Here is a 19,079-nt window from a genome sequence, read left to right as displayed (position 1 = left end):
GACGAAAGTCATTGGACCCAGTACCGGGCGCTTTTCTCTTTGTATGTGGATGGTTCACACCGGTGGTGCAAACGTCCTCATGACCGCTCAGGACGCATCAACGGAAAGAGAATGACATCGCGAATAGACTCCTGATTGGTCATCATCATCGTGAGACGGTCGATGCCAATGCCAAGCCCAGCAGCAGGCGGCATGCCGTATTCGAGCGCGCGCAGGTAGTCTTCGTCAACGGGTGTGGCCTCATCGTCGCCGGCATCAAGCAGACGCACCTGCTCCTCAAACCGCTCGCGCTGATCGTCGGGGTCGTTCAGTTCGCTGAAGGCATTGCAGATCTCGCGCCCCGCTACAAACCCCTCAAAGCGTTCCACGAGTCCTTCTGTGTCTCGATGCTTTTTGGCCAGCGGACTCAACTCAATGGGGTGGTCCATCACGAACGTGGGTTCAATGAGCGTAGGCTCGACTGTTGCGCCAAAGATCTTATCGTAAAGCTTGCCTACGCCAAGGCTGGGATCCACGTCGATATCGAGCGCTTCGGTCACCTCCAGCAGGTCCGCATGCGATGCCCCATGCAAGTCGTATCCCGTTTCATCCGCGATAGCCCCCAGGAACGTAACCCGATTCCACGGACGCTCAAATGACACGGTGTGCTCACCGATCGTCACTTCGGTGCTCTCATGCAGGGTGGTGGCAATTTCTTCAACCAGCGATTCGGTGAAACCCATCATCCATTGATAATCCTTGTACGCCACGTACAGCTCTACCATGGTGAACTCAGGGTTGTGGAAGCGACTCAACCCCTCATTCCGAAAGTCTTTGCCAATCTCATACACGCCGTCGAATCCACCAACCAGCAGCCGCTTCAGATACAACTCATTGGCAATGCGCAGGTAGAGCTCCATATCGAGCGCATTGTGATGGGTAGTGAAAGGCCGGGCCGTTGCCCCGCCATACAGAGGCTGGAGAATGGGCGTTTCAACCTCAAGGTAGCCTTGCGCATCCAAAAACTCACGCAGCGTACGAATGAGGGTGGCCCGCTTCCGGAAAACATCACGCACTTCCGGATTTACCGTAAGGTCTACATACCGTTGGCGATATCGGAATTCTTTGTCGGTAACCTGGTTGTACGTCTCGCCCTCATCGGTTTCTTTAGTTACGGGTAGCGGACGCAGTGCTTTGGCCAGCAGTTGCATCTCATCAACGCGCACCGTGACCTCGCCCATGCCTGTGCGAAACAGGTAACCGTCGATCCCAACGATGTCGCCAATGTCGAGCAACTCGGTAAACACCTCGTTGTAAAACTCGGCGCCCACATCGTTTTTTCGGATGTATGCCTGTATTGTCCCTGAGGCATCGCGAACGTCGAAGAATGCTGAACCGCCCATTACACGAATGCTTGTGATGCGCCCTGCAATAGACGTTTCGAGACGTGTCCCCTCTTCGGGGTCGTGGACTTCGTCATCGAAGGTATCGAGCAGATGGCTGGCATGATCGTCTACCTCCCACGCGTAAGGATACGGATCAATACCGCGCTGTTCGAGCGCATGCCGCTCTTCACGACGACGCTGTTCTTGTTCAGATCGCGATGGGGTAGAATCAGACGAATGGGCCATGGGCAGGGAAACGACAGTAAGTCAGAATGTAAACGTCGGAGGTGCTTATCAACAAGCTGCTTATCAAAAAGCAAAACGCCACCCTATGAGTGGCGTCTTTTAGGCAAGATAGCACCGACATAGATGTACACGCTGTTCAGCGCAGTGATTCTCGAACAGCGCTTGAACGGCGTTCGGCAGACTTTGACGCACAACGGATTTCTCGTGCTCACGTTGGCGCGTGACCTTTGGGCTCTGCTTCTGCCTGGGTCACAGCTGCTCTTCAAAATAGCCGGGTTTGAAAGAGCAGTCGCACTACTACTGTGTCACAGCTCAATCTTCGGGTTGCAACACCCCCACTTTAATGTTGTCATCTTGAGCGGAGCGGCTCCGCCTAGGAGACGCGGAGTCCTGACACGAGCGAAGCGACTGACGAACGCAGTGAGTAACAATCTCCCACGAACTGGGCAGGGCCGTTGAATCACCAGTAGCCGCTGAACCTCGCGGAGATGGTTCGACGTGCTCCGGGCTGGGCCCGTCGCGTGCTCACCATGACAGGTTTTTTGGAGGGGATTTTGGGACGCAGAGGTTGGCACGGTTTCCGTACCCTAACAATCAGGTGTGACAGGGCACTACGCGACCATTGACGTATGATCGAAGTCTAAGCCGGCATCCACTGCTGGGCTTCAACGAGAAGCTCGTTGTGGTGGCGGCGAAGAATCTGGGCAACGCAGTCGCTCAGGGATCGAGCTTGGCTATCTTTCGACTGAGCATGCGAAAGCGAGACAAGCTGCTCAACGCTGTCGTCAAGAACTTCAACCGCTTCAGCAAGCGCATACCACCACGATGTGTTTTCAACACGATCAACAGCAGGGCGCTCTCCACATAGTTGGTTGAGACTTGGACCGCCAGCGTTGAGTGTGTTTCGGAGTAGCTCAGCGGCTTCCTCCGTTGTATTGACCATCTCGGTCACTTTTTCGCGCTGACCAAGCGACAGAGCCGCCTGCGCCACACGATGTTCTACACAAAGCGCACGCTCCACAATTTGTACGGCCGCTATAACAACAGACTGGAAGGAAACCCCAGCCGAGCTATGCGACAAAATGGTTTGCAACTCGGACAGTGGCGACGTAGACGTCGTGGTTGTGTTAGACACTGATTCGACCGAGTTGGATCGCAGCAACGGCTTTTTCTTCAAGCGCTCGCGATACGTACGCGTGGGGGTACTCATACAGGGTAAGATGTTATTTTACAAACGCGAACGCGGACACAGATCACACATGGGTGCCGACATCGTTGCAAAACTAATGCCGTTCTGAGCAAGCAACGCAGCAGATCAACAAAAATAGCCGCGTTAACCTATGATCTGCCCGCAAACACACAAATAAACTGACAGCGAAGGGGGTGGGGACCCGTCCGATCAGTCTTTGATAATGCCACGAAGTGTCTTTCACGACACTGCATGCCACACAAAGGACTTTGTGCTGTGGGGCGGAACGCTCCATAGTATCGGAAGCATCTTGGATTTTGTCAAGTTTCTTGGGCATCTTTTTGTTCCTCCTGCCTCCAATCATGCGCCTGAAGCATTGTTTCTATGGGTGTTGCAGAGCGACGGCTGATATCTACCTCATCTTGTTGTAGACGCACCATGACTGTTGTTAACGCCTTGTACACGTCAAAGTGAAGAGCCGCCTGTTCAGTGTGTGACAAGGCGTGCAGGTGAGTCTCAATGGTTGCTGTATCGCCTCGAGCCGCAGGCCCGGTTAGGGCTGCTGTTCCTTGCTCTTGAACGTTGGCCCAGGTCGTATCCACAAGGGGCTGAAGCGCTTCAAATACCGTGCTGGGGTCTAATCCCGCTTCCTGCCAAATGTGCTGTGCCACTGCCAAAAGAGCAACCAATCCATTTGATGCCAATACGGCAGTCAAGTGGTAGAGCGGCTTCGCCTCTGTGGTAATGCGTACTGGACGAGCCCCTAGATGCTGGGCTAGCGCTTCACCATAGGCGCATGCCTTTGTGTCGCCCTCAAGCGTGATCTGGATGCCGTGGAGGGCTTGGGGAGACGTTTGTGGGGTAAACGTTTGAAGGGGGTGCATACTAAGAAGCTGTGCCCCCACCTCTTTTAGAGGCTGCATCACCTGGGCCGGATGCGCACCCGATGTATGTGCTACGATGCAGGATGGCTGCTCCTTGACAAATGGAACAAATGCACGAGCAACCGCCGCTATTTCATCATCGGGAACGCAAATCAGCATCCGCTCTGTGGCAGTTGGTACATCGGCACACGTAGCGCTGTAGTGCTGCACCCCCACCTTACGAGCCAAGGCCTCGGCCTTTGGTTCTGTGCGGCTTATGATTGATGTCAGCGGCACGTTGTGTGAAGCCAGGGCGCAAGCCAATGCTTGCCCTACGGCTCCCGCCCCAATGATAGCCGTAGGCCGACGTACGAGAGAATGTGACATAAAAACAGCTAAGCCTACGAGAACAACGAAAGCGGTGTAGAACTCCCCAACACATCCAAAAGCGCATTCTGGTATCGCTTTTCCATGGCCTGTGCGGCATCGGGATCATTGGAATGAACAAACTCGGCCCACCGTCCTCCCATGTGCATCATATCGTGGATGGCTGCTTCCACGGTGGGCTCGGTGCATGCCCACGCGGCCAACAACTGAGCCGCTGCGGGGTCTTGTGCTGGAAGTCCAACCGTTGTGGCCCAAAGTGCCTTCTCCTGATACGTCTCACGGACAGAGCGCAGAGGAGTGTCCGTTTCATGGGCCGTTGCCTGCTCACGTCCTGCCTCCCATAAGGCAATGCACGACTCGGGAAACGGGGAGCTGTGCCACGTCTGTTTGGCTCCCCAACAAGCAAACGCCCGGCCTACCTTCTCGCCTTTTTTATCGATAACGTAGCGCACCAACGCCTTTTGGGCACGATCAGACCGTGTCGTGGATGCAGCTCGTTCTGTGATGCACGGACGCCCGGTCCGACTATCGAAGATGTAGTAGTAGGTTGAAAAGCGATGCATCGTAGAGGGACAGAATCACGTTTATGATGCTTTGTTACAGGTACGTCTACAAAATTGGGGCGTTCACTGTAGTATGTGGATGTGTGGCGCAACAACCTATCGGCTAGAGCTTACAACAAGGCAGTAAAGGGTCTATTCTTCCATATTTAGCCCGCAGCACCTGGCGTGTTGCCGCTCTGCCATGGACAATAGACCTCTTTTCCAAACCGTGTTGGGTTCGTTTCCTCTTGCCGTGTAAGGGTTGTATCTTCTATGAAACGCATAACATACTACGTTCTTCCTGCCATTGGCCTCCTCCTTCTGGGGCTGGTCTTAGGGGTTCAGGTCAATTCATTCAGTTCCGATGAGAGCGCTTATGAACAGCTTGAAAAGCTACAAAATGCGTTTGTCATCATCACGCGGCAGTACGTAGACCCGGTGGAATCTAAAAACCTGGTCGAAGATGGCATTGAAGGCATGCTGGAAGCCCTCGATCCTCACTCAATCTACATTCCTGCCGAGGATGTACAAAGTGTGCAAGACAGCTATGAAGGCTCATTCGGCGGCATTGGCATTCAGTTTGAAGTGGTTGAGGACACCGCACGTGTTATCTCACCAATCGCTGATGGACCGAGTGATCAACTAGGCATCTTGCCCGGAGACCGAATCGTTGGTATTGAGGGAGAGAGTGCCGTTGGCATCGGCTCGAATGGCATCCAAGATCGCTTGAAGGGAGATGTAGACACCGAGGTCACAATCACGATTTATCGTCCTCCCACCAATCAAGAGGAAGAGTACACCATCACGCGTGACGAAATTCCCATGCACTCGGTTAACACGTCGTACATGGTTGACGACCACACCGGATACATCAAGGTGGATCGCTTTGCCATGACGACGTACGACGAGTTCATGGAGCATGCGACCGACTTGTCAGAGCAGGGCATGAATCGTATGATTTTGGACTTGCGGGGCAACCCTGGCGGAGTGATGCGTGCCGCCGTTGAAATGGTCGATGAAATGCTTAGTGACGGCCTAGCTATTGTTGAGACGAAGGGTCGTGAGCGTACCATGAACAATACATTCCGTGCCAGTGGTGGTGGTGCGTTTGAAGATAAACCCATCATTGTATTGGTTGACCGCGGCTCGGCCTCCGCTAGCGAAATCGTTGCGGGTGCTCTGCAAGATCACGATCGTGCCCTCGTTGTGGGAAGCCGCACCTTTGGAAAAGCCCTTGTACAACAGCAGTTTGAACTCGACGACGGGAGCCTCATGCAAATGACCGTTGGGCGATACTACACGCCGGTAGGCCGTCTCATTCAGACTCCGTACGAAGGAGGCACACCTGAAGACTACATCCAAACAAAAATCGAGGAGTATCAAGACTCCGAACTCGACCCGACCGAGTATGCCGAAAGTATGCCCGATTCACTCACCTTCACCACCGAGCAAGGACGCACGGTATTTGGTGGGGGCGGCATTACACCTGATATTGTCATGCAACCCGATACATCGAGCGTCACAACGTTCGTATCCGCGGTGAACATGGACTTCGCGTTCATGCGCGATTGGTTCGTTGAGAACGAACAGCATGTACGCAGTGAATGGGGCGATGACGCTGAGTACTTCGTGCGTAACTTTAGCACGCCCGACTCGCTCATTACTTCATTCTGGGACTTCACCGAAGAGCAAGGCATGTCGTACACCACCGATCCATCGGAGGTCGCAGCCAGTCAGGGCGTCTTCTTGCATGCTGACCGTGACGACAGCGACGAGGTCATTCGAACGCGGCTGAAGGGTACGCTCGCCCGCCAGTTGTATGGGCTTGCCGAAGCGCAGCCCATCCTCAACGAGTCCGACCCGGTGTACCAACGAGCACTTTCGCTCTGGGAGGATGCTGAACATCTTTCGTCATACCACCGCACGAACTAACGTACCATACATACGGCCTTACACGGAACGGCCTCCACTTGTGCAAGCAGGTGGAGGCCGTACGTGTTAAGACCGCCACCCTCTACTAAACATCCCTGCAACATCCCCCCTAACAAAACACCGCCCGCTCTCCTGAAAGAGAACGGGCGGCACTGTTTTGTACATCGTGAACCGATCTAAAGCGTGGCTACACAGACTACGCTGTTTCGCCTTCTTCGTAGCTCACTGTTTCTTGAGGCTCTCCATCTTGTTTATGGATAGTGAGCCTGCTGGGCGCGTGGGCCTTTGCTGCATCGCGCGCAGCGTCAACAGCCTCTTTCTTTGTATCGAAAGTCTTGAGAGGAGCCTCTACGCCTTCTTGCTTAAGAGCCCACGTCTCCTCTTCATACACCACATGGAGTGCGGTTAGTCCATCTGCAGCCTGCTTGTCGAGCATTTGAGACAGCGCATCGAGCTTTTGCGATAGCTGCCCCACCTTGTCGGAAAGGCCTTGTACCTCCTCGCGTGTGGGAACCCCAAGGCGACCAAGCGTATCGTTCAGCGTAGACGTAACCGTCTCTTCTACCGTATGGGCGGCATCCGAAACGCGTCGTGACACATCTTCAAAACGCCGATTTACCTCGTCGGTAATCGATTCTTGACGCTTGGTAAACTCAGAGGTTGCGTCCCCAAACTGCTTACGACGCTTGGATTCGTACTTCTCACCGCGCTCTACAAGACGTTCAAACACCTTGTCGCCTTCTTCTTCCACTTGCGACAGAGCGCCTAATCCGGCCAGCCACACTTCGCGGCCTCGCTTCACAAGCTCGTCTGGCAATGCGCTAAAATCGATAGGCGGTTTTTCTTTGGTGGTTTTTTTCTTGGATTCGTTCGTTTCTTGAGCCTCTTTGGCCTGCTTCTTCTCATCGGTGCTCATAGGAATCACCTCGTGCAGTAAGTAAAATACGTTCAAGTTGGTGACAGCGAACACTACATCTGTTCACTCTATGGTATAACGCACCGCGTCATTGGTTTCCCACACTGATGACACAAAGCGTCATTCATGCTCATTTCGATTCATCGATTGAAGGCTGGAGCTACCCTGCCTCGTCGGAACGGCTTTTGTCTCCTCTTTGTAGCGTTGCATCTGCTGTGTAATCCACAGTTTGTATCGACCCGTTTTCTGACCTCTATCTACTGCTTGTATATGGCTTGTTTTGCGACGATTGTACTCGATGGTGTTGGCGTAGGCGCCCAACCCGATGCCAAACAATATGGCGACCGGGGCAGCCATACATTAGGCCATGTATGTGCTATGGCCCAGCCCCACCTTCCCAACCTTTCCGCACTCGGACTCGGATGCATTACTGACCTGCAGGGGGTTCCTCCCACAAATACCCCTCGGGCTGATTATGGTCGCATGCAGGAGGTCTCGGCTGGGAAAGACAGTACAACAGGTCATTGGGAACTCGCAGGGTTGCAGCTGGATGATCCGTTTCCCACGTATCCAGATGGCTTTCCCGACGATGTGGTGGAAGCATTTCAAACATATGCTGGTGTGGAAGGCATCCTCGGAAATCGTCCCGAATCGGGCACTGTGATTATTGAACAGCTCGGCTCGAAGCATGAGGAAACAGGTTACCCCATCGTGTACACCTCGGCAGATAGCGTCTTCCAGATTGCAGCCCACAAAGACGTGATTCCGCTAGAAAAGCTCTACGAAATGTGTCGCATCGCGCGCAACAAGGTGTGTGTAGGTCCACATGGCGTGGGTCGTGTGATTGCCCGCCCGTTCGTAGGTACCCCGGGCAACTACACGCGCATCTCAGAGGAACGAAAGGATTTCGCGCGGCGCCCTGAAACACCACCACTTCAAGATGTGCTGCAGCAACATGGCGTGCGCACCGTATCGATTGGAAAAATTGCCGATCTGTTTGCGCGAACGGGCTTCGACACCATGACTAAAACCCCAACGAACGAAGCCGGGATTGACGCGACGATCGAGGCCCTGCAGACTCAATCGGCAGATGATCCACCTACGTTCATGTGGACCAACCTGGTTGATTTTGACCAGGAGTACGGTCACCGGAACGATCCAGAAGGATTTGCGAAGGCGTTGGAAGTCTTTGACGCTGCTCTGCCGGATCTACTTGATGCGTTGCCCGACGATGGCGTTCTCGTCATCACCGCCGATCATGGCAATGACCCCACCACGCCGAGCACCGACCACAGTCGTGAGTTTGTGCCTCTGCTCGTTGTACGCCCCAATGCAAATGGTCGATCTCTCGGACTCCGTGACACATTTGCCGACCATGCTGCGACGGTAGCCCGGTACTTCGATGTCCCGTTTGATACGTCTGGAACAGCGTTTTAAAGCCTATCATGTCACCGCGCTACAGTAAAGGCCGAGCTATTAGCTTTGCTACCACACACATAGAAAAGCCGCCGTCCTCATGCGATGAGAGCGGCGGCTTTTGCCATTCAGATCAGCGTGTGTCGTGTGCTTATAGATTTGCCTCTCGTGGCGATGCACAACAGGCATGACCTTACGGCTCCTCTGCGTCGCCACGCTTGCCGGGACGCTCCAGCGTTCCCAAGTCGCTTTCCAGAACCGCCCGGGATATCCGCACCCCAGGAGTACTCGGTCGCGGTGCTCCCAGCGCTTCGCTCCTGATCCCGGGCTACGGAACGGCGTGATGTGAGCAAACCCATAGCCGGGGACCGCTTGCGTCCCCGACGATCTGTGGCACTGCACTTACGACGATTGTTGAGACGAAGCTGGAGCATCTGCATCGGATGCAGAGGGGTCGTCGCTGTGTTGGTTCGGCTGATCGGGCAGTGCACTGGCCCCATCGCCCTGGGCTTCGGAAATCGCATCTACCTTGAAATCGTCAAGAGCAAGCCCATCGATGATTCGATCGTAGCGGGTGAGATCAGTAGGCAGCAGAACCTGATTCTCGCGGCGTCCAAGCTTAGCCAGCGAATGCAGATACTGCTCGGCAAGCTGCAGCTTCACGGCTTCCTCGCCGCCCGGTGCATTGACAGCCTGGGCCACGCGTTCAATGGCCTCGGCGGTTGCATCAGCAATAGCCTTAATCTCTTCGGCGCGCCCTTCCGCTTCGTTGATGCGTTTCTCGCGCTCTCCTTCGGACTCATTGATCAGCTCTTGCTTTTCCCCTTTGGCATCGTTCACCGTGGCCTCTTGCTGGCCCTCGGAGCGGGCAACCACAGCACGACGCTCACGCTCAGCAGTCATCTGGCGCTCCATAGCCTGCTGCACGGTGCGGGGCGTGTCGATGTTACGAATCTCGTAGCGGTGCACCTTAATCCCCCAGGCTTGCTCCACCTCACCAAGCACCTCTACCACTTTTGAACTGATAACAGCACGCTCCTGAAAGGTCGTATCCAGTTCCATGCGGCCAATGACCGAACGCGTTGTGGTTTGTGCAAGCTGAATAGCTGCCAAGCGATAATCGGTAACCCCATAGCTGGCATTCACCGGATCTATAACGCTTAGGTAAATGACGCCATCCACCCGGACGCGTACATTATCTTCGGTAAAGCAGTCTTGCGGCTCGACCTGAATAGCTTGCTCACGCAGATCTTGCTTGTACTGCACCCGATCGATAAACGGAATGAGCGCGTGAAAGCCTGCTTCGAGCGTTTTGTGGTAGTTTCCCAGCCGTTCCACAACATAGGCACTTTGCTGTGGCACCAGCCGAATGGCTTTCAGAAAGTTAAAAAGAACATACAAGGCCAGCAGACCCAACAAGGTCATGCTGAAGACTTCAATAGAGTCAAACATAGGTCGTAGAAAGCTTCGCGTTTAAAGGGATGCCGAGGCAGGAGCTACGATGAAGGGTTCGTCGTATTGCTGATTTGAGCTGCTCCTTCAAAGAAGGTTTTGAGGTTCGCCGCTTCTACCGGAAGGACAGAGACATTCGAACCTTCAATAATGCCCTCAAACTCTTCGATATACTGCTCGGTGAGGCGCATTTTCACCGCGAGCGATCCGCCCGGCTGAGCAATGGCCTCAGCAATGCGTTCGATGCCATAGGCTGTAGCTTCGGCCAACAACTCCATTTCGCGGGCCTCCCCTTTGGCTTCGTTGATGCGCTTCTCACGCTCGCCTTCTGACAGCAGAATAGCTCCTTGACGGTTTCCAGCCGACACGTTAATACGCGCATCGCGCGTACCGGTCGATTCGGTGATTTCGGCCCGCTTTTCGCGCTCGGCCTCCATCTGCTTCTCCATCGTCAGCACGATTTCTTCTGACGGCTGAATGTCTTCAATCTCGTAGCGCATCACCTTCACGCCCCACGGGTTCGACGCCTTATCGAGCTCTTCTACAATGGCTTCGTTCATCTTGTCGCGCTCGCTGAACGTGTCGTCGAGTGTGATCTTACCCACCTCGCTACGCATTGTGGTTTGCGCCAAGTTGACCGATGCCATTTTGTAATCGTTGATACCGTAGCTGGCCTTGTGGGAGTCCATCACCTTCAAATAGATGATGCCATCCACATCCACCTCGATATTATCGCGGGTGATGCATTTTTGCGGCGGCACGTCAATGACCTGCTCACGCATCTCTTGCCGGTAGGCCACACGATCGACAAACGGAATCAGAAAATGAAAGCCCGGCTTGAGCGTTTTACGGTACTTGCCAAACCGTTCAAGGATAGCCTCTTCGCGCATCTCTACCACGATAAACATGTTGTAGAGCACGAAAATAACAAGCCCGATCAGGATAAGAAAGACTGTCCACATAGCAGTAATTCGTTAACAAAGAGAAATTAAACAATGGTTTTCGGACCGTCTACGACGCATTGCGTGAGGCATCGCGGTTTGGAGGACGCGGGGACTCATCTTGGTTTGACGCGTCAGACGCTTTCGCATCAGCATCAATAGCATCGGAGAGCTCTTCATCAATCGCCGCATGATCTACCGGCTCAACGATCCAGGTCAAGTTGTCGCGATACAGAATGCGCGCCTCTGATCCTTTGGGCAAACGGCCCTCGGTGGTGCGTGCATCCCACGTAGCCCCTCGGAAGCGGATTCGCCCCGAGTCATCTTCGGTGAGCGGCTCTACCACCGTGACGACTTGTCCCATAGCCTCTGCATCTTCATTGGTCATGGCCAGCGAGAAGTCGCCCCCTAAGTAGCGCATGGCGATCGGTCGTAGCGCAATAGTGAGCGCCGTAGAGGTGAGCATCCACACAAGCACGGCGATATACGGGTCGGTAAACAACCCTACCAGACGCATCGCACCGGTGATGATGCCCCCAACGCCGAGGAAGAAGGCCACGCCGCCCGGGATCACCGTTTCAAGAAGCATAAGAAGAATGCCTCCAAGGAAAAATCCCCACGTCAACAGTTCAGGGTCCATAGCAGTTATCAGCAGTCGGTGACAGGAGACAATGCAAGGAGGTAGTGCAAGAGAGCACTACGCTTGCGAATCACCCTGCAGTATATGTATTGCAGGGTACAACATAGAACAGACAACTACCAGCAGCGATTCAAAAAGATGCAACCGTTCCGTGTAGTTTATTGCCTTGAGATGTGAATTACACCCAGCACGGCCGCTGGTGGAGTGGTCTCGTGGTGGTGAAGTGCTCTTTTAGCGGCTTCTGTTGCAGCACGCTGGCATTGCAGCACACTGGGGCTGTGCCGTTACGATGCAGGGGCTGTGGCCAGAGAGAGGTGCTCATCACAGCGCTGCAGTAGATCGCTGGTGAGGTGACTCGCCACAATAGAAAGGCCGCCTTTTTCGCGAAACGTATCGAGGGCTTGTAGGGTGGCCTGTCGTGCCGTGTCGTCGAGGCTACGAAGCGGTTCATCCATCAGCAGAACCTGCGGATCGGCCACCAGGGCGGCGGCAATCTGTGTCTTCTTGACCATGCCACTGGAATACGTAGCGATGCGCTGTTCACGTCGCTCATCAAGATCGAGCCGGTCGAGCCACTGTGCAATGACACGAGGCCCTTCATCGCTCCACACCTTGCGCGAACGCATGATCCACTCCAGCAACTCAACTGCCGTAAGCTGCGTGGGCAACATGGCCTCTGCGTGCACAATGCCCACATGCTGTAGATATTGATGTGGCGCATCGTGAATGTGTACGTCTCCATACTCAATGGTGCCTGCCGACGGCGTAGCCAACACCGAGAAGAGACGCATCAGTGTTGTTTTTCCAGATCCATTGGGTCCAGTAAGCACCGTTAGCGTGGCAGGCGCAAACCGGTGAGAGAAGTTCTGAATAACAGGATCTTGACTCCCGTACTGCTTTGATACATTGCGTGCTACAAGCGAGTTAGCCATTGTGAGCAAGCGAATTAGTTGGTTAAGCAAGACGGTTTCGATACGAATACTCGACGCGGGCCGTCGCAAAGAGCGCGGCCCCTAGCGCAACCCCGGCATACAGTGCCGTCCAGAGCAGCACGTCGGTCATGGTATACGACGTGCTGACCCACGCGACCGCTCCCAAGCTCATCGCAAACGGTCCGCCCCATCGCAGCGCCACAAACCAGCGTGTCATGAGCCAATCTACGGGCCCCTGTAGCGAAAGATGAAGCGCGGCGGGGGCCAATTCAGGGCGTGCAAGAATGAGCACCACAGCATTCTGGGCCAACACAAAGAGTCCGAGGTAGCCTGCAACAATCATAGGATCGACGCCCTGATACACCAGCCCCCAAAAGAGTAGATGGCCGAGTGCCACAAAGCGCCCCAGCGGCAGGCGCCGATCAAGCTGACGTAGAGACGCCCATACGGCAGGGCGCCAACGGGGCACCACCCAGTACAAACTGGCATACGGCACCGGCTCTCGATCAGAGATGCCCACGCTACCGCCCATTACCTCTTGAAAGAAGGAATGCGTGCGGTAGTACATCCGGTCGAACAGCGGAATGAGCGGACGCATCCGCCAGAGTGCCCATCCCAATACCCCTCCTCCTGCAGCAACGCTTCCCCAGCCGGCTCCCAAGGCCGTAAGAATGCCTCCCCCCAGCACACCCACGGTGCCCAAAAGAAAACACCGCGTGGTGCTAAACATATATGGAACGAGCCCCCGGGGTACGCTGAACCCAACATTACTGGTGGTGCGCATGCGCGTATACCACTGTCCGGCTTGCCCCGTGCTCCACGCATGAGATACCGGTCCAAGGGCCACGGTGTCGGCAAAGCCATACAACGCCACGCCCAACACCACAAGAATCCCGTTGACCTGCGGGGCCTGTGAGCCTTCTGCCAGAACGGCTAACAGCACTGCCGGTATGATTAGCACCCCTGCCGTTGCACTCCACCGTTGCAACGTGTACCGCATCAGCACGGTGGCGGGCGGATTCAGAAGCTGCACACTGGGCGCATTGCGATCTGGAAACAGCATGTTCGATGCCGCGACCGACACCACTGCTGCACTCAAAAGGGCCCAATAACGCATCAACGACGCGTGGCCTTCGGCGGGGGTAGATACCACAGATTGCGCCACAATGAGACTGACCACCCCTACCACGACTACGTAAAGCCCCATAGCCAATGGAGAACGCGCACGGAGTTGAGCGTACAACGACACAGATACGGTTTGTAGGTGAAAAGCAACAACGGATGCGGCTCATGCACGCAGCCACACAATACCACGTTCCGTACAGCATCTAAGATGCGTTGCAAAAACCACACGGCCCGTTATCCTGCTCACCGGTTCACGCCTTTTCCTATAGCGTGTTGTTTTCATGCCCAATGCCACGGCCAAAGCCCTTGAACAGCGTCTCTTAAGCGCGCTTCCGCCCAACCAAGACTATCGTCCCAGCGACTGGCGCACTGCAGTGGTGCCGCGCGTCGTGCAGTCTTTTCTGCGTCATCGCTTGCTTGAAAAGCTCGACGGCGTGGTGCATCAGATGCGCCAACACGAAACCGAATGGGTACATACCACAGCCCCTGAGCTAGAAACCGCACGGGCCGCTTTTGAAGATGCGCTACGCGACAACGGACAGATCCCCGAATCGGCCTGGGCCTCTATGATTCGCCAGGCCAGTCATGTCGGCATGGCCTACCTGGTGCGCCCCATCCCCACAGCCGCTGCGTATCTCTTTGAGGGCGAAGACAAAACGCTCTCCGTCGCCTACATCGCGTACCGCATGCAGGCCCTGGCTCCGTACGAGTACCTACGCCAGGGACTCGACGCCTTCGCGCGGCACCGGGATGTGCAACGCCTTGATCCCAAAACATTTCGGACGGCCCTTACACGCATCGACCGGATGCTCACCGAAGACTACACGGTAGACCGCTGGCTGGATACGCTGCAACCGCTCTTCGAAGCCACAGAAACAGCCTATGGCAACGCCGGATGCCCCGCCCGTGTGCTCCACCGGTTCTTTGCACACAAGCAGCAACAAGCCTACGCCGACCGGCTAAGCGATCTGCCCGACGACCAGTCGCTCTCGCTGGAAGACCTGCAGCACCTGATGGAGGCCGACGACACGCCCGATACCTTTTCAGATGAAGACTTTGGAGCGGTATTGCAGGCGCTCAACCAAGAAACCGAAGCCAAAGACACCCCTAACAAAACGGCTCCTGAATCCACCAGCGAGCCCACCATAGACGATAACGAAGAACCAACATCTCCCTTTGCACCCGGTGCACGCGATCAGCCTTTTGCGTCTTCATCTTCGCCCGACACCGATTCGACCGCTCCCCCCGAACCGTCCTCCAATTCGGAGACGTCTCCTGACCAATCTTCCCCCGAGCCCGCTACCGAGGACGAGCCCTCAGAGCCGACGTGGGATGTCCCCGGTCAGGCGCGCCCGATAGACGAGAACGGATCCTCATCCAACGACCCCCGCGAGCCTACCCCTCGCTGGAAACAGTTTCACAAGGGCAACGCCTCCCCTGCTGAAACACAAGAAGAAGCCGCATCCAATGCGCGATGGAAACAGTTCAACCCCAAAGCTACCCCCGGAGGCAATGAATCGATTTCAGTATCAGATCGGGTTGAAGAACTTGAGTCTGATGTCTTTGGCGAATCGCCGCCTACACAGCGCGACATCTTTCTACGGCAACTGTTCAACGACTCGACCGATCAGTATGCACAGGTGCTTCAGCGCCTACGTGAGGCCGGTTCATGGAACGAAGCCTCTCAAATCATCGCACAGGATGTCTTCCGCAAAAACAAAATCAACATCTACAGCGATGCAGCCGTGAGCTTTACAAATGCAGTGGAGCGTCGCTATCGGTAACCGCCTGCTTTCTCTTCTCATCGGCCTCACGCTACTCGCCGTTCCGGCTGTTGCCCAGCCGCTTCCCGACAGCCTCTGGCATCTGCCCAGTGCAGAACGCACCGCGCAAGGGGCTCCCGGCCCCGGCTACTGGCAGCAAGACATTTCGTATGCCATCGAGGCCACGCTCGACCCGGATGCCAAACGCCTGTCGGGCTCCGTGCAGCTCACCTACACCAACAACGCCCCAGACACGCTGCACACCCTCTGGATGCAGTTGGAGCAGAACGCGTTTCGGCCCGATAGCCGGGCAGCCACCCAGCGCGATGCCGATGAACGCTTCGGCGGCGCCTTCGATGAAGGCGGCTACACGCTGTATGAGCAACGTCTTACGCACGGCGACACCACCTACACGCCCGCGGCCACCGTAGACGGCACACGCATGCGTATCGATCTGACATCGCCCCTGGCCTCTGGGGATTCGCTGCATCTCACTATCCCTTATACGTATACCCTGCCCGAGCGCGGTGCCGACCGCACAGGATACACCGCCGTAGACGATGGGCATGTCTTTCAAATCGCCCAGTGGTATCCGCGTCCGTATGTGTACGACGACATCCGAGGATGGGACCCAATGCCGTACCTGGGCCAGGGCGAGTTCTATCTGCATTATGGGTCGTTTGATGTGCAGATTACCGTGCCCAAGTCATACGTGGTTGCCTCCACCGGCACGTTGCAAAACCCCGACTCCGTACTCACCGACACGCAGCGCCGTCGCTTGGTTGACGCTGAGACGGCCCGCAGTCCTGTTTCCATCATCACCGCAAACGAAGCCGGTACGCCTGAAACCCGCCCGGCAGCCCCCGACTCGCTCACCTGGCACTTTACCGCTCATGATGTGCGCGACGTCGTCTTTGCCGCCTCCGATGTGTTTATCTGGGACGCCACCTACGCCGATGCCACCACCCACAATGTGCTTGTCTCCTCGTTCTATCCGCCCTCGGCCCAGGGCGAGCGCGTGGAGGGATGGGAGGCCGCCACGCGATATCTGCAACACGCGGTTGAACATTACTCTGCCACATGGCACCCCTATCCCTACGACCAGGCCCAACACGTCGCCGGTCCGGTACGTGGCATGGAGTACCCCCAGCTATCGTTTGCCAGCATGACAGCACGCGGACGCGGACTTTTTGGCATTGTCGATCATGAACTGGCCCATACGTACTTTCCCATGCTGGTTGGCTCAAACGAACGCCGCCACGCATGGCTCGATGAAGGCCTCACCACCTTCCTCACGCTGTATTCAGCCGCGGCCTTCTACGGCGAACCACCCCGCCGTCGGCTGCAGTCCCTAATGCGCACTGTAGCCCGTGGGATGCAAGATCCTCCCTCAACATCCATGCTTACCCCACCGGATGCGATGTCGCGACGCGAACTGGGATTTCTGGCGTATCGCAAACCGGCTGCCGCGCTGCATATCCTACGCGAGCACATCTTGGGTCCCGATCGCTTCGACGAAGCCTTGCACACCTACATCGACCGATGGGCCTATAAACACCCCACACCTGCCGACTTCCTGCGCACCCTCGACGACGTAGCCGACGCTGACCTCTCGACCTTCTGGCAGCAGTGGTTTACCAGCGACGCTACCCTCGATCAAGCCATTGCAGATGTATCTCTCGACGGGCGGTCGCCCTCGTTTACGCTTGAGCATCGTGGCACCATACGGCTCCCCATGACCGTGCGCCTTACGTTTGCCGATGGCCAAACCGGCACGCTTCAGATTCCCAGAGATGCGTTTGCCAACACCTCCACGCATCGGGTACGCCTGCCTTCCACGCGGCAGCTGGTTCGCATCGAAATTGACCCCGATGGCGTCCTGCCCGATCTTGATCGCACCTCTCTCACCTGGGATGCTCCGTGAAGAACCTGCATAGCCCCGCGTTAGGTCTGTTCTATTCGATGAAATAGCGTGGCTGCATTTGGCATCTTCGTTTCATTGTGTATCTTGTGTCACTTCGTATTGTATGACTTAGTGTCCCACCATATGTCTTTTTTCGAAGCGCTAGCGCGTGGTGCCTTTGGCATTGCGGTGTTCCTTTTTATTGCATACCTGTTTTCCACCAACCGCAAAGCCATCGACTGGAAGTTGGTAGCCTCGGGGGTGGCCCTCCAAATTGTGTTTGCCCTGCTGGTCTTGAAAACAGGCCCTGGCGAAGTTCTTTTTGACACCCTCGCCAGTTTATTCAACACGGTGCTGTCCTTTACTTACGAAGGCTCTACCTTTATCTTCGGCGAATCGTTGGGAAGTCCCGCCGAAGGCCCGTTTGCGTTTCATGTGCTTCCAACCATCGTATTTTTCGCCTCGTTGATGGCGGTGCTCTACTACCTGCGCATCGTGCAACCACTCGTGCAGGGAGCTGGATGGCTGATGCAGAAGACGCTTGGCATTTCTGGCTCGGAGTCACTCGCTACCGCCTCAAACGTTTTTATCGGACAAACAGAAGCACCATTGGCGGTAAAACCTTATGTACAGGGCATGACGCGCAGCGAGTTGTTTGTGCTCATGTCTGGCGGGATGGCGACCATCGCGGGCGGCGTGCTGGCGGCTTATATCGGTTTCTTGGGCGGCGAGTCGGAAGCCGACCGGATCCTTTTTGCCAAGCACTTGCTGTCTGCTTCGGTGATGAGTGCTCCGGCGGCGATTGTCGTTGCCAAGATCTTGATTCCGGAAACGGAGGAGTCAGAAACGAAAGGCTCGGAAACCATCGACTACGAGCAGCCCAGCGATAACATTCTGGATGCCGCCGCCGATGGCGCTTCCGAAGGACTCAAGCTGGCTTTGAATGTCGGCGCTATGCTGCTCGCCTTCATCGCGCTGATTGGCGTCATCAATGCCGGGTTTAACTGGCTGGGCAATCCTTCCATCTTTGGTGTGCAGCCGTATGACCTGAACACACTGGTGGCCGAGTGGTCAAACGAGCGCTTTGAGGGCCTTTCGCTGGAAGCGATTTTTGGCTTCGTGTTTGCCCCGTTGGCCTGGGCCATGGGGGTAGAGGCTGCTGATATTCTTAGCTTTGGCACACTCCTTGGCGAGAAGGTGGCCGTCAACGAGTTCATTGCGTTTGCTTCGCTAAGCGACCTGCGCGGCGTAATGAGCGAGCGCTCGATCATCATTGGCACCTACGCGCTGTGTGGATTCGCTAACTTCTCGTCAATCGCCATTCAGATTGGCGGTATTGGCGGCATTGCCCCCGACCGCCGCAGCGAAATCGCGGCGCTGGGGCTCCGGGCCGTCCTTGGCGGCGCCCTGGCCTCGTGGATGACGGCCACGATTGCTGGCGTGCTGGTAGCTTAGCGCTCTGGGGATC

The 19,079-nt window shown here is 55.8% G+C and carries 15 protein-coding genes; 5 read left to right on the top strand and 10 right to left on the bottom strand.

Going from position 1 to position 19,079, the window contains the following annotated elements; translation table 11 throughout:
• Positions 1-77: 77 nt before the first annotated feature.
• The 4 genes from lysS to ACZ5AL_RS02620 form a co-directional block, all read right to left on the bottom strand.
• Positions 78-1,610, bottom strand: coding sequence for a lysine--tRNA ligase (gene lysS / locus ACZ5AL_RS02635; RefSeq protein WP_464511991.1), 1,533 nt, complete (start codon positions 1,608-1,610; stop codon positions 78-80).
• Between the two features lie 640 nt (positions 1,611-2,250).
• Complete coding sequence (locus ACZ5AL_RS02630; protein WP_464511989.1) at positions 2,251-2,820, bottom strand: hypothetical protein; 570 nt, start codon at positions 2,818-2,820, stop codon at positions 2,251-2,253.
• A gap of 299 nt (positions 2,821-3,119) precedes the next feature.
• Positions 3,120-4,049 carry a Rossmann-like and DUF2520 domain-containing protein gene (locus ACZ5AL_RS02625; protein WP_464511988.1) on the bottom strand — a complete coding sequence of 310 codons (930 nt, stop codon included), beginning with the start codon at positions 4,047-4,049 and terminating at the stop codon, positions 3,120-3,122.
• A gap of 14 nt (positions 4,050-4,063) precedes the next feature.
• Positions 4,064-4,612, bottom strand: coding sequence for a hypothetical protein (locus ACZ5AL_RS02620; RefSeq protein ID WP_464511986.1), 549 nt, complete (start codon positions 4,610-4,612; stop codon positions 4,064-4,066).
• A gap of 252 nt (positions 4,613-4,864) precedes the next feature.
• Here ACZ5AL_RS02620 and ACZ5AL_RS02615 point away from each other — a divergent pair, with 252 nt between their 5' ends.
• Positions 4,865-6,523, top strand: a complete 1,659-nt coding sequence (locus tag ACZ5AL_RS02615; protein ID WP_464511985.1) for a S41 family peptidase — start codon at positions 4,865-4,867, stop codon at positions 6,521-6,523.
• 196 nt (positions 6,524-6,719) lie between these two features.
• Here ACZ5AL_RS02615 and ACZ5AL_RS02610 read toward each other — a convergent pair whose 3' ends face one another.
• A complete protein-coding gene (locus tag ACZ5AL_RS02610; protein WP_464511984.1) occupies positions 6,720-7,439 on the bottom strand; it encodes a phasin family protein in 720 nt (239 codons plus the stop codon).
• A gap of 270 nt (positions 7,440-7,709) precedes the next feature.
• On the opposite strand from ACZ5AL_RS02610, the gene ACZ5AL_RS02605 reads away from it, so the two are divergent.
• Complete coding sequence (locus ACZ5AL_RS02605; RefSeq protein ID WP_464511982.1) at positions 7,710-8,876, top strand: phosphopentomutase; 1,167 nt, start codon at positions 7,710-7,712, stop codon at positions 8,874-8,876.
• A gap of 381 nt (positions 8,877-9,257) precedes the next feature.
• On the opposite strand, the gene ACZ5AL_RS02600 is transcribed toward ACZ5AL_RS02605, so the two are convergent.
• The 5 genes from ACZ5AL_RS02600 to ACZ5AL_RS02580 form a co-directional block, all read right to left on the bottom strand.
• A complete protein-coding gene (locus ACZ5AL_RS02600; RefSeq protein ID WP_464511981.1) occupies positions 9,258-10,307 on the bottom strand; it encodes an SPFH domain-containing protein in 1,050 nt (349 codons plus the stop codon).
• A gap of 44 nt (positions 10,308-10,351) precedes the next feature.
• Entirely contained in the window at positions 10,352-11,269 is a 918-nt protein-coding gene (locus ACZ5AL_RS02595) for an SPFH domain-containing protein (protein ID WP_464511980.1), read from the bottom strand.
• Positions 11,270-11,318: 49 nt separating this feature from the next.
• A complete protein-coding gene (locus tag ACZ5AL_RS02590; protein ID WP_464511978.1) occupies positions 11,319-11,888 on the bottom strand; it encodes an NfeD family protein in 570 nt (189 codons plus the stop codon).
• Between the two features lie 284 nt (positions 11,889-12,172).
• Entirely contained in the window at positions 12,173-12,820 is a 648-nt protein-coding gene (locus ACZ5AL_RS02585) for an ATP-binding cassette domain-containing protein (RefSeq protein WP_464511977.1), read from the bottom strand.
• Positions 12,821-12,842: 22 nt separating this feature from the next.
• The gene (locus ACZ5AL_RS02580; RefSeq protein ID WP_464511976.1) at positions 12,843-14,069 is read right to left on the bottom strand and encodes a hypothetical protein; all 1,227 of its coding nucleotides are present in this window, start codon (positions 14,067-14,069) and stop codon (positions 12,843-12,845) included.
• Positions 14,070-14,226: 157 nt separating this feature from the next.
• On the opposite strand from ACZ5AL_RS02580, the gene ACZ5AL_RS02575 reads away from it, so the two are divergent.
• The 3 genes from ACZ5AL_RS02575 to ACZ5AL_RS02565 all read left to right on the top strand — a co-directional run bounded on the left by ACZ5AL_RS02575 (position 14,227) and on the right by ACZ5AL_RS02565 (position 19,066).
• Positions 14,227-15,729 (top strand): hypothetical protein, encoded by a 1,503-nt coding sequence (locus ACZ5AL_RS02575; protein ID WP_464511974.1) that lies wholly within the window; start codon positions 14,227-14,229, stop codon positions 15,727-15,729.
• Complete coding sequence (locus tag ACZ5AL_RS02570) at positions 15,704-17,632, top strand: M1 family metallopeptidase (RefSeq protein ID WP_464511973.1); 1,929 nt, start codon at positions 15,704-15,706, stop codon at positions 17,630-17,632. The genes ACZ5AL_RS02575 and ACZ5AL_RS02570 overlap by 26 nt, the downstream gene beginning before the upstream one ends.
• Positions 17,633-17,755: 123 nt before the next feature.
• Positions 17,756-19,066 (top strand): NupC/NupG family nucleoside CNT transporter, encoded by a 1,311-nt coding sequence (locus ACZ5AL_RS02565; protein WP_464511972.1) that lies wholly within the window; start codon positions 17,756-17,758, stop codon positions 19,064-19,066.
• The last annotated feature ends 13 nt before the right edge of the window (positions 19,067-19,079 follow it).

The organism is Natronotalea proteinilytica, assembly GCF_055379935.1.
The sequence above is the reverse complement of the archived record's forward strand: the minus strand, read 5'-3'. Positions and strand labels throughout refer to the sequence as shown.

Coding starts and splice junctions, on each gene's coding strand:
- ACZ5AL_RS02585 (WP_464511977.1), bottom strand. CDS start 12,820: ATGGCTAACTCGCTTGTAGCACGCAATGTATCAAAGCAGTACGGGAGT.
- lysS (WP_464511991.1), bottom strand. CDS start 1,610: ATGGCCCATTCGTCTGATTCTACCCCATCGCGATCTGAACAAGAACAG.
- ACZ5AL_RS02605 (WP_464511982.1), top strand. CDS start 7,710: ATGGCTTGTTTTGCGACGATTGTACTCGATGGTGTTGGCGTAGGCGCC.
- ACZ5AL_RS02565 (WP_464511972.1), top strand. CDS start 17,756: ATGTCTTTTTTCGAAGCGCTAGCGCGTGGTGCCTTTGGCATTGCGGTG.
- ACZ5AL_RS02615 (WP_464511985.1), top strand. CDS start 4,865: ATGAAACGCATAACATACTACGTTCTTCCTGCCATTGGCCTCCTCCTT.
- ACZ5AL_RS02590 (WP_464511978.1), bottom strand. CDS start 11,888: ATGGACCCTGAACTGTTGACGTGGGGATTTTTCCTTGGAGGCATTCTT.
- ACZ5AL_RS02570 (WP_464511973.1), top strand. CDS start 15,704: ATGCAGTGGAGCGTCGCTATCGGTAACCGCCTGCTTTCTCTTCTCATC.
- ACZ5AL_RS02575 (WP_464511974.1), top strand. CDS start 14,227: ATGCCCAATGCCACGGCCAAAGCCCTTGAACAGCGTCTCTTAAGCGCG.
- ACZ5AL_RS02620 (WP_464511986.1), bottom strand. CDS start 4,612: ATGCATCGCTTTTCAACCTACTACTACATCTTCGATAGTCGGACCGGG.
- ACZ5AL_RS02610 (WP_464511984.1), bottom strand. CDS start 7,439: ATGAGCACCGATGAGAAGAAGCAGGCCAAAGAGGCTCAAGAAACGAAC.
- ACZ5AL_RS02600 (WP_464511981.1), bottom strand. CDS start 10,307: ATGTTTGACTCTATTGAAGTCTTCAGCATGACCTTGTTGGGTCTGCTG.
- ACZ5AL_RS02595 (WP_464511980.1), bottom strand. CDS start 11,269: ATGTGGACAGTCTTTCTTATCCTGATCGGGCTTGTTATTTTCGTGCTC.
- ACZ5AL_RS02630 (WP_464511989.1), bottom strand. CDS start 2,820: ATGAGTACCCCCACGCGTACGTATCGCGAGCGCTTGAAGAAAAAGCCG.
- ACZ5AL_RS02625 (WP_464511988.1), bottom strand. CDS start 4,049: ATGTCACATTCTCTCGTACGTCGGCCTACGGCTATCATTGGGGCGGGA.